Source organism: Leucobacter sp. wl10 (assembly GCF_003569785.1).
In the GTDB taxonomy this organism is placed as follows: domain Bacteria; phylum Actinomycetota; class Actinomycetes; order Actinomycetales; family Microbacteriaceae; genus Leucobacter.
This window is the reverse complement of the sequence record NZ_KZ983994.1, coordinates 59323-74875: the sequence shown is the minus strand read 5'-3', so window position 1 is coordinate 74875 and position 15553 is coordinate 59323. Positions and strand designations below refer to the sequence as shown.

Here is a 15553-nt window from a genome sequence, read left to right as displayed (position 1 = left end):
CTGGCCGAGTGCGTGATCCGGAATCAGGATGCGTGCCCTCGGGTGTCCATTCCTCGCTATTACGGGCGGGGCGATTGCTAGTATATTATTCCATGAATGTTTGGAATATTGAACTTGCGGGCAAGGCGGCCGTGTTCGCGGGGGTGGTGGCTGCCGTGTTCAGCGGTCGTCGCGCGGAATCGCTCGAGCTGATCGCGGTGGGCGAGCTGGGCGAGCACTCCGTCGAGGAGCGGGCCACGATCGCCGGCATGTGGGCGAACAGCCCCTCGGCCCATTTGCCGTCGCTCGAGCGGATGGCGCTTGCGCATAGCCCGTGGCAACGGCCGACGGCGCAGGCGTACATGGGGCGGCCGCGCGCTGCGGGGCCGAAGGTCGACGCGGGCGAGGCCGAGGCGGCGCTCTCCTGCCGGGGTGAGCACTGCCGCCTCTCCAGCGACGCAACGGAGTGGCTGCGCGGCCGGGGAATCGACGCGAAAGCAACGGACGAAAGCGCCGCCGAACGGCGGGCAACGGAGGGGCTCTCACTCGATGTCGCATAATCAGAATGTCGAACAGCGGGCCGCGGGCCCAGCTGAAGCCGAACGGGCTCGTGTCCACAAGCGCACGCTGGCCGTTGTCATCCTCAGCCAGGTACTCGGCGGCGCGGGGCTTGCGGCTGGTATCGCCGTCGGTGCGCTCCTCGCCCAGGAGATGCTCGGCTCGGATGCGCTCTCCGGCCTGCCGACCGGCCTCTTCACGCTGGGGTCCGCCCTTGCCGCATACCTGGTGGGGCGTTCCACGCAGCGCTTCGGTCGGCGCCTGGGTCTCGCCTACGGGTTCATCGCCGGTGGGCTCGGCGCGCTCGGTGTCGTGATCGCCGCGGTCATCGACAGCGTGCCGCTGCTGTTCGTTGCTCTCTTCGTCTACGGCTCCGGCACGGCGACGAACCTGCAAGCGCGCTACGCGGGCACCGATCTGGCGCCGGCGCACAGGCGCGGCTTCGGCGCGAGCATGGCGATGGTCGCCACCACCATCGGCGCGGTCGCCGGCCCGAACCTCATCGACCCGCTCGGCGGCTTCGCTGACTCGATCGGTGTGCCGACGCTGGCCGGCCCGTTCATTCTTGCTGCTGTCGCCTACAGCGCTGCCGGTATGGTGCTGTTCCTCTTCCTCCGCCCCGACCCTTACCTGCTGGCCCGCAGCATTGCCGACGAGACCACTGAGGTTGGCGGCACCGTCAGCGCTGCAGCATCCGTTCCGAAGGCCGGCATCGGCGCGTATGTCGGTGCAACGGTCATGGTGCTCACCCAGGTCGTGATGATCATGATCATGACGATGACCCCGATCCAGATGCGCGCCCACAACTACGAGATGGCCGCCGTAGGCCTGGTCATCGGCCTGCATGTCGGCTCCATGTGGCTGCCGTCGCTGTTCACCGGCATCCTGGTGGACAAGCTCGGCCGCGCTCCGATGGTCGTCGCCTCCGGCGTCACGCTGCTCATCGCGAGCCTGCTGGCGGCGCTGGCGCCGGGTGATTCGCTGTTCCTGCTGATCTTGGCGCTTGTACTGCTGGGTGTCGGCTGGAACTTCGGCCTGGTCTCGGGCACGGCTCTCGTCGTCGATGCCACCGTGCCTCAGAATCGTCCGAAGACGCAGGGCGCGATCGACGTCTTCGTGCAACTGGCAGGCGCCAGCGGCGCTATCCTCTCTGGTGTCATCATGAGCGCGACCAGCTACCAACTGCTGGCCATCGGCGGCGGTGTCCTCGCCCTTGTGCTGATCCCGGTACTCTTGTGGGCCAGGCGCAAGCAGTCGCCCTGAACCGACCGTGATCGATGGCGCGGCGCGGCCCTTGCGCGCAGGGTGTGCTGCCTACCCTCCCGCTGGGATGCCAGAGCCGACTGCTACTCTTATTCCATGAATGATCAGAATACGAACGGCCTGCGCAAGGCTGACGTGTTCGACGTGTTCGCCGAAGTCACGAAGGCGATGGCGAACGGGCGACGCCTGGAACTGCTCGAACTCATGGCGCAGGGCGAGCACTCGGTCGAAGATCTGGCCAATCTCACCGGTATGGGAATGACCACGACCTCAGCGCACCTGCAGTCGCTCAAGCGTGCGGGCCTGGTGCAGACGAGGCGTCGGCGCACCACCATCTTCTACCGGCTCGCCGCCGATGATGTTGCGGAACTGTATACGGCGGCCAAGCGCGTCGCGCTCGCTCGCAACTCCCGGCTCCGGGACACCGTGCAGGCGTATATGAGCGAGCCGCGAGCAGAGGGGCCGACGATCGACCCGGCGGCGGTGACCTCGGACATGCTGGTGGTCGACGTGCGCCCGAAAGACGAGTTCGACTCCGCGCACTTTCCCGGCGCCATCTCGATACCGCTCGCCGAGCTCGAGGACCGGTACACGGAGATCCCGGCTGAGGCTGAGGTGGTGCTCTACTGCCGTGGTGAGTTCTGCCGCCTCTCCCGCGAGGCTGCTGTGTGGCTGCGCGAGCGTGGTCTCGACGCGAAGTCGATGGACGAGGGCATCGTCGAATGGCGGGCGACCAAGGAGATCGCCCTCGACGCCACGTAGACGATGCCTGCGGATTCGTCCGGGCTGGCCGCGAGGGCGCCAGCCGTTCGACGAACGCGCTGACGGCTGCGACGGCTGATTCGACCGATGCTCCGGCCTGTGCCGGGCGACTTCGGGGAACCGCCCATGCGCCACGACTTAGACGCCGGCCTGTTCTGCGTGCTGCGAGCCCGCCGGGCAGCACACCGGACCAGAGCGACCGCGCACCGCGCACTGACCCACCGTGCTCAAGACCTCGGCGGAGCCCGCATCCCTGTATTCCTATTCTCCGTGGAATACTATTGAATGGCCGTCTGGGTGGCAGACGGCCGATGTCCCGCATCATCGATCCGAACGGAGCCCTGCATGTCTCAGCCTGACCTCGGACGGTCAACACTTTCGATCCACGGCAGCAGCCTGAAAGACGCGCACGGTGCCCCGCACATGCCGATCTACAACACCACGACGTTCGGCTTCGACTCGACCGAGGCGCTGCTCGACGTGGTGGATGGGCGCACGCCCGGCGCGCTGTACACCCGGTACGGTTTGAATCCGACGACGTTCGCGCTGGAAGAGACGATGGCGAAGATCGAGGGCGCCGAGGCGGCGCTCGCGTTCTGCTCGGGCATGGGGGCTGAGGCTGCGGTGTTCGCGCAGTACGGCCGCGACGGGATCGTGTGCCTGGGCGACGCCTACGGCGGCACGATGGAACTCCTCGCCGACCAGCTCCCGCTCCTCGGCATCGACACCACCTTTCTTCTCGGATCCGAGCTCGACCGGCTCGAGGAGGCGCTCAAGACAGGCGCCAAGCTCGTGTTCTTCGAGACGCCCACGAACCCCACGCACGAGGTGTTCGACGTGGCCGAGATCTCAACACTCGCCCACGAACACGGTGCGCTCGTCGCGATCGACAACACGTTCGCGTCACCCGTGAACCAGCGCCCGTTGGAACTCGGCGCCGACCTCGTGGTGTACTCGGCGACGAAGTACCTCGGCGGGCACTCCGACGTGACCGCCGGTTTCGTGCTCGGCCCCGCGGAGCTCGTGACCCCGGTGTGGAACTGGCGTAAGAACTTCGGCACGACGATCGCTCCAGAACCGGCCGCGCTCCTCGCCCGGAGTCTGCGCACTCTCACGGTCCGGGTCGAGGCGCAGAACCGCTCCGCGCAGGCGATCGCCGAGGCGTTGGAAGCCGACCCGCGTATCGCCCGCGTCCTCTACCCGGGCCTGCCCTCTCATCCCGGCCACGATCTCGCCGTTAAGCAGATGCAGGGCTACGGCGGCATCATGACGGTCGAAGTCGACGCCGACGGCGCGACTACCTCAAAGGTCGCCGACCGGCTCGAGCTGTTCGCGCTGGCCCCGAGCCTCGGCGGCGCAGAGTCGCTGGCGACCCAGCCCTCGACCACGACGCACCACGGGCTCACGCCGGAGGAGCGCGCACGTCGCGGCATCACCGACTCGATGATCCGCCTGTCGATCGGGCTCGAAGACACCGAAGACCTGCTCGCCGACATCCGGCAAGCGCTCGAGGCTGTCACCGCATGACCGCGGCAGAGCACTTCGAGGGCAACGAGGCCGAGCAGCGCAGGCTCCTGCTCGACTACCTGGCCAAGGCCGGGATCCAGACGACACCGATCGTCGAGTACCCGGCACACAGCAGCATCGAGGAGGGCAAGCATCTGCGCGGCGACCTGCCCGGCACCTTCACTAAGAACCTGCTGTTGAAAGACAAGAAAGGCGGACTGTTCTTCGTCACCGCGTACGAGGACACCGACATCGACCTCAAGGCGCTACACACCAAGATCGGGGCTCGCGGCCGTCTCGGCTTCGCATCCATCGAGACCATGATCGAGCGTCTGCGCGTGGTGCCGGGCACCGCGACCCCGCTGGCGCTGTTCCACGACACCGACCGTGAGATCACGCTCGTCATCGATCAGGCCCTCGAGGGCGCTGATCAGCTGAACTTCCACCCGATGAGTCACACCGGGAGCATCGGCATCAGCTGGGCCGGCTTTTCCGCGTTCGCCGCCGCGAGCGGTCACGAACCGGTCGTGGTCGATCTCACCGCCACTGCGGAGGTTGCATGATCATCGTCGGGCCGAAGCCCGAAGATGTCACGGGGCACTCCGCTGAGATGTATCGGGCAGACCTCGACCGGACGGGTGCCGTGCAACCTTACACCGAGGCGATGGCGGTGAACCCGGAAGCCCACGCGGCGTACGAGGCGTTGGTGCAGGCGATCATCTCGTCGATCGGCCTCCGCGTATACGAACTCGCGACGCTCGGGGCGGCCCGCGCCATCGGATCGCCTCACTGCCTTCGCGCGCACAGTCAGAAGATCCTCGACGCGCGGATCATGGACGAGGCGCAACTGGACGCAGCGCTCCGCGACTATCGAGCAGCGGGTCTCAGCGAATCGGATGTCTCGGTGATCGAGTTCGCCGAACAACTGTCCACCGCACCGGGGTCGATGACCGACGCGGACAGCGAGCGGCTGCGAGACGCAGGTTTCACTGATCGACAGATCGTGGACATCGCCTTGGCTGCTGGAGTGCGGAACCATTTCAGCAGGACGCTCCTTGCGCTCGCGGTCCCCATCGATATCTGACACCAAGCCTCCGCTGCGGACGCTTCGGCGCCGCACTCCAGCTCTGCTCGAGTGCATCGACAGAGATTTCCAGAGCGGCCGTTCATGCGGCACACAGCGAGTGCGGAGCCGGACGCGTACATCGCGACCGCGTGGGCGTGCTCATGGACAAGCATCACCACCGCGCACACAGCGCACGAGCACGCGCGGCCGTGCTCGTGCCGAGGCCGACGAACTCCGCGCCCTGCCCGTGAGCGCCGCCGCCCGACAGATTTGAAGATCGCCCACGAAAGCACCGCCCCGCAGGCGGGCGCCCGGTAGAAGGGAACAGCAATGCCCACCCTCGAAGACGCCCTGACCGCGACGCTCACCGCCGAGGCGGTCGAGGCCTCATTCTTACAGGCCGTCTCGGGCATCCAGCTGACCGAGAACGCCTACGTCAGTCCACGCGACGACGTGAGCCGTTCGACGATCGAGTTCGTGATGCCCGATACGGATGCACCCGCCGAAAGAAGCCGCGCCGAGACCATCGCGCACGCCGGAGCACTGCACACCCGGACAGCGGGCGGTGAGTGGATCACGCTCGACCTGCCTCGGCCGGCGCTCGGCCCGCTGGCCTTGCTGACCATCCTCTACGGGGCCGACCTCGAACAACCCGTCGCCGGCGACGGAGCCGTGATCGAAGTGGAGCTCTCCGCTTCTCTCGCCACCGAGCGAGTGCCAGACGAACTCCGCAGCACACTCGATGATCTGCTCTCCGCCACCGACCCGGCAGGCGACGGCCGCTTCCCGGAGCACAGCACGGCTCGCCTGCGCGTCCACGAAGCACCGCTTCACATCGCGGAAGCGACCATCACCACCACGCTCAGCGGTGGAAGCGCCGCGACATTCGCCCTGGAGATACACCCCACCCCCGCCAGAACCATCAACATCCCCGACAGCAACGAGAGCGAAGTCGCCTGATTCGACGCCCTCAGGCCGGCCGAGACGCCTCGAGGCCGTCGCGGTCGGCGGTGACCTAGGCTGAGCGTGTGATCGATCTCAGCCACCCCATCGCCGCCGGAATGACGGTCTACCCCGGCGATCCGCCGGTGCACGTGGAGCCGGCGCTCACCGTCGAGCGCGACGGGGTGGCGGTGGTCCGTCTCGACTTCGGTTCGCACACCGGCACCCACGTGGACGCGCCCGCGCACACCGTCGTCGGCGGGCGCACGATCGACCGCATCGCGCTCGACGAGCTCTCGGGCGAGGCGCTGATCCTCGACGTGGCCGATCGGGCGGGGGAGGTGGCGAGGATCGACGCGGAGGCGCTCGGCATCGAGCGTCTCGCCCCGGTCCCGGGGATCGTGATGATTCGCACCGGCTGGGACCGGTACTTCGGCACCGAGCGGTATCTGCGCCACCCGTACCTGTGCGGCGAGGCCGCGAGGGCACTGGTGCGGCTCGGCATGCGGGTGCTCGGGATCGACGCGCTCAACCCCGACCGCACGCCGCGCCCCGGTGAGGAGGCCGACTTCGCGGTTCACGAGGCCGTGCTGGGCGGGGACGGTGCGATCGTCGAGAATCTGCGCGGGCTCGAGCGGCTGGCCGCTCTCGGAGAGCGGGTGCGGGTCGGCGTCTTCCCGCTGCCCATCGCCGGCGGCGACGGCGCTCCGGCGCGGGTGGTCGCGTGGGAGGTCTAGTTCGGGGTGCGGGCGGCGGCTCGTCTCAGAGCATCCTCACCAGGGAGCGCTTCTTCTGGAGGTAGGCCGCGGCCTCGATCTCGCCGCGCTCGAGCTGCTCCTCGAGCTCGAGGATCGCGTCCATCACCGTGGACTTGTCGAACGCGGCCGTACGGTAATCGAGCGCGAACGTCTCCCGGATGCGCATCCCGCCTCCTCGGTGTCGAGTGCATCTTCGAGAGGAGCCTAGCCCGAACCGCCGACATCACCGCCTCCCGACCATGCAGCTCAGATGCGCGATCCTTGGCGGAGTGCGGAGTGCGGAGTGCGGAGTGCGGAGTGCGGTGCGCGGAGTGCGGTGCGCGAGTTCCCGCAGAGGCCACCAGATCGAGATGAGCCCGCAGGGGGCTGCACCGAGGTGTCATGCATCTCGTGCCTGCATCATCCGTCGGGAGCACGCATCGACGCAGCTCCGACTGCTTCCGGAGGGAACTTCAGCGACGGTGCTCCCGGCGGGAGTCGCGTTCCTCGACAGGGAGGCGGAGGCGGCTGCGCCCCCACCGGTGAGCATCGGCCCCGGCAAGCCCGACACGATCCCCCGCCCTTGTCGACGGGTGCGCCCTTCTGGTCAGCTGAGACCGAGCTGGTTCACTACTTCGACCACTCGTGCCCGCTGCGGGCCGGTCAGGCCCTGGATCGGCAGCGGCAGGCAGAGACGCGGTGCGAGGCCGAGGTGTTCGGCTATCGCTGCGGTCACGCGCAGGCTTCCCCCGCACTCTGCGAACAGGTTCCAGAGCGGGGCGAGCCGCTCCGACTCCGCCACCGCGTCGCCGGGGCGTCCGCTGAGGGCGGCGCGGGTGATGGTCAACGCGGACTGGGGGAGGGTGCCGCCGATGACGGAGTACCAGGCGTCGCAGCCCGCGTTCAGTCCCGTGGCGGCGAAGGCGTCGCCGGAGACCCCGATCGTGACGTGCTCCGGGATCGCGGCACGAATCCCTGCGACATGCTCACGCGCTTCCTGTGCGCCGTCGGGGACGCCGGGGATCTTGATCGATGCGATACCCGGCAGCTCGGCGATGCGCGCGTAGAGGTCGGTGGTGAAGACGAAGCGAGTGGTGCCGGGGGTTGTCGTAGACGATCACCGGCAGGTCAGTGTGTTCGGTGACGGTGCGGAACAGCTCGAACACATCGTCCTGCGTGAGCGCCTGATAAGTCATCGGCGCCAGCAGTACCCCGGCCGCGCCCGCCGCCTCCGCGCTGTCGACGTGCGCGAGGACGTGGGAGGTGCGCAAGCCCCCGACCCCGACGAACACGGGCGTGGAGCCGGCGTGCTCGACGGCGACGCGGGCGACGCGGGCGCGTTCGTCCGCGGTCAGGTAGGCGTAGGATCCGGTCGAACCGAGCGCGGTGATCGAATCGACCCCGGCCTCGGCCACCCGTTTGACGAGTCCGACGAACGCGCCCTCGTCGACGGTGTCGTTGCGGAACGGCGTGAGGGGGAAGGCGCTGAGCCCCGTGACGGGGTCGCTCACGACCGCGCCTGTTCCGGTCGGTGCTCGAGACCGAGCAGCGGGTTGCCGTATACGGACCGCACTTCGGAGATCACGACCCGGTACTCCCCGAGCCATTCCCCGTACCGAGATTTTGCGAGTTGGTGGGTGTCCATCTCGATCAGGGTGCGCAGAGCGTCCAGATCGGTCCAGTAGTAGACCTCGGCATGCAGGCCGGTGTTCGCGTTGTGCCAGGCCTCCTCGCCCACGAAGCCGGGGATCCGGCGGGCGCGCTGGGCGATCTCACTGTCGATGCGATGGAACTCGTCCGTCAGGGTCCGTGTTTCGAAGATGAACGTGGAGCTGTACTTCGGTCGAGCGCTCATACGGTCTCCTTCCCTGGCGCAGTGAGTGGTGGGCCGGCGCCGACGGGGCGTCTGCCTCCGCGCTGCGCGGCCGCGCCCGCGATGATGACGAGGCCGATTCCGGACAGTTGCATGAGCGCCGGTTGCTGAGCGAGGACGAGAAAACCGACGAGGATGCCGAACGCGGGCTCGATCGACAGCAGGGTGCCGAACGCGGTGTGGGTCATGCGGCGCAGGGCGAGCATCTCGAGTCCGAACGCGATCACCGGGGTGATCAGCGCGATCCCGGCCGCTGCAAGAAGCACCCACCACGCGAACTCGCCGCCGATGACCTGCGGCAGTCCGAGCGGGAGCGTGGCGAGAGCCGCGACGGGAATGGTGAGCGAGAGGCCGCTGATGCCGGAAAACCGGTCGCCGACGTGCTGGGTGAGCAAATTGTACAAGCCCCAGCAGATGCCCGCGACCAGCGCGAACCCGACCCCGGCGAGATCGATGCGGCCATGCCACGGCTCGGTGAGGAGGGCGACGCCGACGAAGGCGAGGGCGGGCCAGATGAGCGCCTTGCGGCTCTTGCTCATGAGGCCGGCGACGGCGAGGGGGCCGAGGAACTCGATCGCAACGGCGGTGCCGAGCGGGATGCGCTCGACCGCGGCGAGGAAAAACGTCGTCATGAACCCCGTCACCACGCCCAGCGCGAGGAGCGCAGGCAGGTCTTCGCGGCGCAGGGAACGGATCGCGGGCCGGGCGATCATCCACAGGAATACGACGCCGAAGCACATGCGCAGCCACGCCGTTCCCGCCGCGCCGATCTGCTCGATCACCGGCACCGACAGCGCGTTGGAGAGCTGCACGGCGAGCATCGCCGCGACCGCCATCGACCACGGCGGAATCCCCGTCGTGGTACGCCTGCCGATCACGGTGCACCGATCAGGCGGCGCGCCACGTGCACACTGGAGCCAAGCCCGGACAGCGCACCCGTGAGCGCATCGACAGCGGAAGCAGTGTCGCCCCTGGCGGCGGCGAGGAACTCAGCGGGAGCCGTAGCGTCAGGCACTCGGGGCCTCCATTCGGTGCGCAGCCCCCACCCTCGGCTCGAAAACCGTGAGCGAGAACCGTGCGGGCTCTGAGGCGGGGTTCGCGTACGAGTGGGCGATGTCGCCGTGGAAGGTCAGCGCGTCGCTCCGTTGGAGTTCGAAATGCTCGTCACCGACCGTCACCGTCACCGTGCCGGCTTGGATGTGCAGCAGCTCGCGCGTGCCCTCGCTGTGAGGCTCGCTGTCGTGGCGTTCAGCGGGTGCGAGGGTCCATTCCCACAGCTCGACCACGTCTGGCGGCTCGGTTCCCGCGACGAGCACGCCTTGCCCGCCCTGGTCACCCGTCCACAGCACCGCGCCTTCACCGCGCCGGGTGAGCTTCGCGGCGCGAGGTGTGGGCGGCTCGACGAGTGCCGGTAGGCCGATCCCGAGCGCGTCCGAGAGCCGCAGCAGCGTGCCCACGCTCGGGTTCACCCCGCCCTGCTCGACGTTGACCAGCATGCGACGACTCACGCCGGCGGCAGAGGCGAGCTGGTCCAGGGTCCACCCCCGCCCATTGCGTTCCTGCTTCACCCGCGCCCCTATCGCGCGTGCCAGTCCTTCGGCTGCAGCATCCATAAAGTGCATCATAGTGCACCAGTGGGGTAATCGCGCTACCCCAGCCGCGCAGGATCGACAGGTCGCCGTCCATCTCGCCGATCCGCACGATGCCGTCGAACCGGGCTATGTCAGAGTAGTAGAGCACGACGGCGCGGCTGGGGGCGTAGTAGCCGATCGTACCCGAGGGAGCGCTCTCGCCGGAGGGCATGCCCTCCATCGTGAGGGGCAGCGGGGGCTCGGCGAGCACCTCCTGTCCGCCGTAGTCGGAGGAGCCGAGCGTGAGCGGCAGCTGGTCGATGAGCGACCGGGCCGCGGGATTGTCCCAGAGCCTCGCTTCGAGATTCTGGTCCCCGATGACGAGGCGGACTGGTGTCGTGCACATGTCGTCTCCCGGTGATTCAGCGGGTTGTGCCGGCGGCTGCAGCGATCCTCTTCGATCGACGCCTCATCGGGTCGCCTCATCGCCGACCTCGGCACCGAGCACGGCCTCGTCCCCGCTCGCGGCCCAGCTCGCGAGCAGCCGCATGCGCTCGGCCGAAGGTGTGCCGGGCTCGGGAACGTAGACGGTGAGGGTGAGGCCGGGCTCGGCCTCCATGCCCATGCCCTCGTAGGCGAGCGTCATCTCGCCGACCACCGGATGGTCGAAGGTCTTGAAGCCCGTCCCGTGGTGGCGCACGTCGTGGGCGCCCCACCGGGTGCGGAACTCGCCGCTGCGGGTCGAGAGCTCGCCGATGAGGTCGTGCAGCTCCTTGTTGTGCGGGTCGCGGCCCGCCTCGGTGCGCAGGATCGCGACGGTCACGTCGGCGAACATGTCCCAGTCGGGGTAGAACTCGCGTGCGCGGTCGTCGAGGAAGGTGAAGCGCGCGATGTTGGGGGCCTGGCCGGGCATGTCGTACACGTCGCGGTAGAACGCTCGGGCGAGCGCGTTCGTCGCGAGCAGGTCCATGCGGCCGTTGCGCACGAACGCCGGGCCGACGGTGACCGCGTCGAGCACCCACTGCAGGCTCCGGTGGGGCGCCCACGTCGTCGGGTTGCGGCGGCTCGGGGGCCGGGCGACGGGGCTCGAGGCGTGGGCTAGATCGAACAGGTGGGCTCGCTCCGAGTCGTCGAGCAGCAGGGCGCGCGCGAGCGCGTCGAGCACCTCGGGAGAGGCGCCGCCGATCCCGCCGCGTTCGATGCGCGTGTAGTACTCGACGCTGACTCCGGCGAGGGCCGCGACCTCGCTTCGGCGGAGGCCCTCGACGCGCCGGCCGGAGCCCGCGGGCAGGCCGACCCGGTGCGGTGCCACCCGCGCGCGGCGGGTGGTCAGGAACTCCCGCACCTCGGCTCGATGATCCATAACTTCGACGATACGCCAGGGCGGATCGTCGAGGGAGGTACTGAGAGGGGCTCCCTCGGAGACGGCGCCGGTGCTTGGATCGAGGCGTACCGAGAACTGTGCGAGAAGGAGAGCGAGCGCATGCGAGCAGTCATCATGGACGCACCCGGCGAGGTCGCTGTCGGCCACCGCGACGATCCGAGGATCGTCGATCCCGCCGATGCGGTGCTGCGGCTGGTGGCGACCTGCATCTGCGGCTCGGATCTCTGGCCCTACCGCGGCGTCGAACCCGTCGATCACACGCCGATGGGACACGAGTACGTCGGGATCGTCGAGGAGGTCGGCAGCGAGGTGGCGACGGTGAAGCCCGGCGACTTCGTCGTCGGCTCGTTCGTGATCTCCTGCGGCGCCTGCGAGATCTGCGAGTCGGGGTATCCGTCGAAGTGCGTGCGCTTCCAGTTCGTCGCCCAGACGATCGGCACGCAGGCGGAGAAGGCGCGCATTCCCCACGCCGACGGCACGCTCGTCGCCACCCCCGGTCGGCCCGACGACGAGCTGATCCCGTCGTTGCTGGCGGCCTCGGACGTGCTCGGCACCGGCTGGTTCGCCGCCGACGCCGCCGCGGCCGGCGCCGGCCGGACCGTCGCCGTGGTCGGCGACGGCGCGGTCGGGCTGATGGGCGTGCTCGCGGCGAAGCAGATGGGCGCGGAGCGCATCATCGCGATGAGCCGCCACCCCGCGCGGCAGCGGCTCGCCCGCGAGTTCGGCGCGACCGACGTCGTCGAGGAGCGCGGCGCGGCCGGCGCCGCGAAGGTCAAGGAGCTCACGGGCGGCCTCGGCGCGCACTCGGTCGTGGAGGCGGTCGGCACCGAGGAGTCTCTGCTGCAGGCGATCCGATCCTGCCGCCCGGGCGGGCACGTCGGCTTCGTGGGGGTTGCGCACGAGGGGGTGAAGATCCCGGCCGACGAGCTCTTCTTCGCCGAGGTGCACCTGCACGGCGGCCCGGCCCCGGTGCGGCGCTACCTGCCCGAGCTGATCCGGCTGATCTGGGATCGCGAGATCGACCCGGGCAGGGTGTTCGACCTCGCGCTCCCGCTCGAACGGGCGGCCGAGGGGTACCGGGCGATGCATGAGCGCAGCGCCGTCAAGGTCATGCTGACGGTCTAAAGGGAAGGGTCGGGCCGCAGTGGAGACTCGGGAGTTCCTCGCCCGGATGGACGCGGGCGAGCCGGCGCGTGCGGGCACCGGGCTCGCCGCGAAGATGAACGAGCTCGCCGACGAGGCGATCCGGCTCTGCATGGAGCTGAACACCCGCTACACCACCCCGGAGGAGCGCGTCGAGATCATGTCGCGTCTCACCGGGCGCCCCGTGCCCGATTCGTTCAGGCTCTTCCCGCCGTTCACCGCGGACTGCGGGAGGAACATCGTGCTGGGCGAGCGCGTGTTCGTCAACAGCGGCTGCAGGTTCCAGGACCAGGGAGGCATCAGAATCGGCGACGACGCGCTCATCGGCCACAACGTCGTGCTGGCCTCGCTGAACCACGACCTCGACCCGCAGCGGCGAGCGACCACGGTGCCGCAGCCCGTCGTCATCGGCGAGCGCGTCTGGATCGGCGCGAACGCCACGGTTCTCGCGGGGGTGACGATCGGTGACGGCGCGGTCGTCGCGGCAGGGGCGGTGGTCACCCGGGACGTCGAGCCGAACACGGTGGTCGGCGGCGTGCCCGCGCGCAAGATCCGCGACCTTCGAGACGGCCGGGAGCGGGAGCCCCGGCCGGTTCGGCCCGAAGACGCGTGACCGGTGACCGGTGAGCGGTCTCGCGACGCGAGGATGTCAAGCCCTCCCGCTCGGTGCGCTTCCACGCCACACTGGAGGTGACGTTCGGCATCTCGACCGAGCACGGAGCACGAGGGGAGAGGGGCGAAGGATGGCACTGCACGCGGAGGGGGCACGGTCGGTCGAGCATCTCGAACTGGAGCGCTACCTGGGCCTCTGGTACGAGATCGGGCGGCTGCCGCTGCGCTTCGAGGACGACGGCGCCGTCGACGTCACCGCGGAGTACGCGCTGCGCGAGGACGGCACGGTGCAGGTCGACAACCGCTGCATCGACGAGGAGCGGAAACCGAGCCGCGCGCTGGGGCGGGCGGAGCCGGATCCGGATCACGCGGGCCGGTTGCGGGTGAGCTTCCTTCCGCCCGCACTGCGCTGGATCCCCCTCACGCGCGCCGACTACTGGGTGCTGAGGATCGACGAGGGGTACCGGCACGCCCTGGTCGGCACGCCCGACCTGAAGCACCTCTGGCTGCTCGCGCGGAGGCCGGAGGCCGATCCCGAGGTCGAGCGCGAGTACCTCGACGAGGCGCGTCGGCAGGGGTACGATCTCTCGGCGTGGATCCGCACCCCGCAGTCGGGCGAGCGGGTCACCGACGAGCAGCTGGAGGCGCTCGAAGAGTAGGGGAGCATCGTGTGCCCGCTCCGCCCCCGGGGCGCGTCCTGCGGCATCAGTTCGGCAGCGAGGCCCGCTCCCCGCCCGCCGGCTGCTTCGGGATGAGCAGCGACAGCACGAGGGCGACGACTCCGGCGGCGATCGCCAGCCAGAAGCAGACCCCGAAGGCCTCGCGCGTCGGCACGGCGCGTCCCTCGAAGTCGACGCTCATTGAAGCGAGCACCCCGCCCATCACGGCAGAGGCGCTCGAGGTGCCGACCGAGCGGAAGAGCGCGTTGAGGCCGTTCGACGCCCCCGTCTCGTGGGCGGGCACGGAGCGCATGATGATCATCGGCATCGCCGCGAAGGTGAAGCCGATGCCGACGCCGATGAGGATGTTGGCCACGAGGATGTGCCACACCTCCGTCGACCAGATCAGCACGAAGACGTAGGCGAGCACGATCGCCGCGGTGCCGCCCGTGAACAGCGGGCGGGGGCCGACGGTGCGCTCGAGCCAGCCCGAGAGCGGCGAGATCACCATCATCACGAGTCCCGCGGGCATCACCACGAGCGCCGCCTGCATCATGTCGAGTCCGAAGCCGGAGCCGGTCTCGACGGGCAGCTCGAGCATCTGGGGGAAGGTGACGTTCGACGAGAACAGCGCGAAACCCATGCCGATGGCGGCGACGTTGGTGAGCAGCACCGCGGGCCGGGCCGCCACCCGCAGATCGAGCAGCGGCTCCGCCGCGCGCAGCTGGTACCAGCCCCAGAGCAGCAGCACGACCATGCCGCCGATCCCGCACGTGAGCGTGAGCGGCGAACCCCACCCCCACTCCGCACCGCGGGAGACGAGCAGCAGGATCCCGGTGAGCCCGAGCGCGAGTCCCGCGGCGCCGAGCAGGTCGAGCCGTCCCGCCGTGCGCAGCACGTCGCCGGGCACTGCGAGCGCCACCAGCGGCAGGCCGAGCGCGCCGAGAGCCGCGGCGAGCCAGAAGAGCGCGTGCCAGTCCGCGTTGAGCGCCAGCTGGGCTGCGATCGGCATGCCGAGCGCACCGCCGACGCCCATCGTGGCGCTCATGAGCGCCACCGCCGTGCCGAGCCGCTCGGGCGGCAGCACGTCGCGCATGATCGCGATCCCGAGCGGGATCACGCCCGTCACCGCCCCCTGCAGGGCGCGCCCGATGATCACCCCGACGATCGAGCCGGCGAGCGCCGCGATGAGCGAGCCGAGAACGAGCAGCGCCAGCAGCGCCAGCACCACGCGCCGCTTGCCGTACATGTCTCCGAGGCGCCCCGATATCGGGGTGGCGACGGCCGCCACGAGCAGCGTGATCGTGACCACCCACGAGGTGTCCTCGCGCGAGGCGTTCAGCAGCTCCGGCAGTTCGGCCTGCAGCGGCACGACGAGCGTGAACATGAACGACGAGCAGAGCCCCGCGAACGCGAGCACCGCGACCGTGGCCCACGGCGGCGGGGTGCGGGTGAGCCTTCTCCTGGCCCTCCCGTCGCTGTCCCCCACCCGAGCAGT

At 69.4% G+C, this 15553-nt stretch carries 17 protein-coding genes and 2 pseudogenes; 11 read left to right on the top strand and 8 right to left on the bottom strand.

What is annotated here, in order from left to right; genetic code table 11:
- The first annotated feature begins 92 nt into the window (after positions 1-92).
- From D1J51_RS09180 to D1J51_RS09145, 8 genes are all read left to right on the top strand, one after another.
- Positions 93-539 carry a hypothetical protein gene (locus D1J51_RS09180; protein WP_162903739.1) on the top strand — a complete coding sequence of 149 codons (447 nt, stop codon included), beginning with the start codon at positions 93-95 and terminating at the stop codon, positions 537-539.
- Positions 529-1800 carry an MFS transporter gene (locus tag D1J51_RS09175; RefSeq protein WP_119074890.1) on the top strand — a complete coding sequence of 424 codons (1272 nt, stop codon included), beginning with the start codon at positions 529-531 and terminating at the stop codon, positions 1798-1800. Before D1J51_RS09180 ends, D1J51_RS09175 begins: the two co-directional genes overlap by 11 nt.
- A gap of 96 nt (positions 1801-1896) precedes the next feature.
- Positions 1897-2562, top strand: coding sequence for a metalloregulator ArsR/SmtB family transcription factor (locus D1J51_RS09170; RefSeq protein WP_119074889.1), 666 nt, complete (start codon positions 1897-1899; stop codon positions 2560-2562).
- 345 nt (positions 2563-2907) lie between these two features.
- Complete coding sequence (locus tag D1J51_RS09165; protein ID WP_119074888.1) at positions 2908-4089, top strand: trans-sulfuration enzyme family protein; 1182 nt, start codon at positions 2908-2910, stop codon at positions 4087-4089.
- Complete coding sequence (locus D1J51_RS09160) at positions 4086-4631, top strand: YbaK/EbsC family protein (protein ID WP_119074887.1); 546 nt, start codon at positions 4086-4088, stop codon at positions 4629-4631. The genes D1J51_RS09165 and D1J51_RS09160 overlap by 4 nt, the downstream gene beginning before the upstream one ends.
- The gene (locus tag D1J51_RS09155) at positions 4628-5152 is read left to right on the top strand and encodes a carboxymuconolactone decarboxylase family protein (protein WP_119074886.1); all 525 of its coding nucleotides are present in this window, start codon (positions 4628-4630) and stop codon (positions 5150-5152) included. Before D1J51_RS09160 ends, D1J51_RS09155 begins: the two co-directional genes overlap by 4 nt.
- A gap of 312 nt (positions 5153-5464) precedes the next feature.
- On the top strand, positions 5465-6094 hold the full coding sequence (locus D1J51_RS09150) for a hypothetical protein (RefSeq protein WP_119074885.1): 630 nt from the start codon (positions 5465-5467) through the stop codon (positions 6092-6094).
- Between the two features lie 68 nt (positions 6095-6162).
- On the top strand, positions 6163-6813 hold the full coding sequence (locus D1J51_RS09145) for a cyclase family protein (protein WP_205547842.1): 651 nt from the start codon (positions 6163-6165) through the stop codon (positions 6811-6813).
- Positions 6814-6838: 25 nt separating this feature from the next.
- Here the strand turns inward: D1J51_RS09145 and D1J51_RS17900 are convergent, their stop codons facing one another.
- The 7 genes and pseudogenes from D1J51_RS17900 to D1J51_RS09115 form a co-directional block, all read right to left on the bottom strand.
- The gene (locus tag D1J51_RS17900; RefSeq protein WP_162903738.1) at positions 6839-7000 is read right to left on the bottom strand and encodes a hypothetical protein; all 162 of its coding nucleotides are present in this window, start codon (positions 6998-7000) and stop codon (positions 6839-6841) included.
- Between the two features lie 420 nt (positions 7001-7420).
- A pseudogene (locus tag D1J51_RS09140) lies at positions 7421-8324 on the bottom strand (dihydrodipicolinate synthase family protein).
- Positions 8321-8668 carry a hypothetical protein gene (locus D1J51_RS09135; RefSeq protein ID WP_119074884.1) on the bottom strand — a complete coding sequence of 116 codons (348 nt, stop codon included), beginning with the start codon at positions 8666-8668 and terminating at the stop codon, positions 8321-8323. The pseudogene D1J51_RS09140 and the gene D1J51_RS09135 overlap by 4 nt, the downstream one beginning before the upstream one ends.
- Positions 8665-9522: an EamA family transporter gene (locus D1J51_RS09130; RefSeq protein WP_119074883.1), complete on the bottom strand. Its 858-nt coding sequence runs from the start codon at positions 9520-9522 to the stop codon at positions 8665-8667. The genes D1J51_RS09135 and D1J51_RS09130 overlap by 4 nt, the downstream gene beginning before the upstream one ends.
- 171 nt (positions 9523-9693) lie before the next feature.
- The gene (locus tag D1J51_RS09125; RefSeq protein ID WP_119074882.1) at positions 9694-10299 is read right to left on the bottom strand and encodes a helix-turn-helix domain-containing protein; all 606 of its coding nucleotides are present in this window, start codon (positions 10297-10299) and stop codon (positions 9694-9696) included.
- Positions 10300-10360: 61 nt separating this feature from the next.
- A pseudogene (locus D1J51_RS18630) lies at positions 10361-10663 on the bottom strand (cyclophilin-like fold protein); the annotation flags it as partial.
- A 63-nt stretch (positions 10664-10726) separates the two neighbouring features.
- The gene (locus tag D1J51_RS09115) at positions 10727-11620 is read right to left on the bottom strand and encodes a helix-turn-helix domain-containing protein (protein ID WP_119074880.1); all 894 of its coding nucleotides are present in this window, start codon (positions 11618-11620) and stop codon (positions 10727-10729) included.
- Positions 11621-11740: 120 nt separating this feature from the next.
- Between D1J51_RS09115 and D1J51_RS09110 the strand changes: the two genes are divergently transcribed.
- The 3 genes from D1J51_RS09110 (at position 11741) to D1J51_RS09100 (ending at position 14055) form a co-directional block, all read left to right on the top strand.
- Positions 11741-12766, top strand: coding sequence for a zinc-dependent alcohol dehydrogenase family protein (locus tag D1J51_RS09110; RefSeq protein WP_119074879.1), 1026 nt, complete (start codon positions 11741-11743; stop codon positions 12764-12766).
- A gap of 19 nt (positions 12767-12785) precedes the next feature.
- Positions 12786-13397, top strand: a complete 612-nt coding sequence (locus D1J51_RS09105; RefSeq protein WP_119074878.1) for a DapH/DapD/GlmU-related protein — start codon at positions 12786-12788, stop codon at positions 13395-13397.
- A gap of 130 nt (positions 13398-13527) precedes the next feature.
- Complete coding sequence (locus D1J51_RS09100) at positions 13528-14055, top strand: lipocalin family protein (protein WP_119074877.1); 528 nt, start codon at positions 13528-13530, stop codon at positions 14053-14055.
- Between the two features lie 46 nt (positions 14056-14101).
- Here D1J51_RS09100 and D1J51_RS09095 read toward each other — a convergent pair whose 3' ends face one another.
- Entirely contained in the window at positions 14102-15544 is a 1443-nt protein-coding gene (locus D1J51_RS09095) for an MFS transporter (protein WP_119074876.1), read from the bottom strand.
- Positions 15545-15553: the final 9 nt, after the last annotated feature.